We start from the raw sequence: 344 nt of genomic DNA on the forward strand, positions 1-344 counted from the left end.
GGTGGTGGTGGCGGTCAGGACGACATCGACCTTGTCGATAGTGTCGTTGATCGTCGTGGTGGCGCCGTTGCCTGCAACTTCCAGCTTCTCGAAGTTACCGCCAGCGGTGTCGGTGATCTTGACCGTCTGAGTGCTCTTATCGATGAACACGTCATCGCTAGGTGCTGGGACAGTCACAGTGCCGACGGTGTCGCCCGCCTTGATGGTGATGGTCGAGCCGTTGTCGAGTTTCAGCGTTACGTCAGTGCCCGCTTTGTTAGAAAGCGTAGCGGTATACGTAATCTCACCGCCCTCGTTGACTGCGCTTGGCGCGGTCAGCGTAACGGTGGTGGTGTTATCGGTGC

At 58.1% G+C, this 344-nt stretch carries 1 protein-coding gene; it reads right to left on the reverse strand.

Going from position 1 to position 344, the window contains the following annotated elements; all coding sequences use genetic code 11:
• On the reverse strand, nucleotides 1-344 hold a 344-nt coding region (locus ACI77I_RS32250), incomplete at both ends, for an immunoglobulin-like domain-containing protein (protein ID WP_407000264.1).

This window comes from Pseudomonas sp. D47, assembly GCF_045447305.1.
GTDB lineage: Bacteria > Pseudomonadota > Gammaproteobacteria > Pseudomonadales > Pseudomonadaceae > Aquipseudomonas.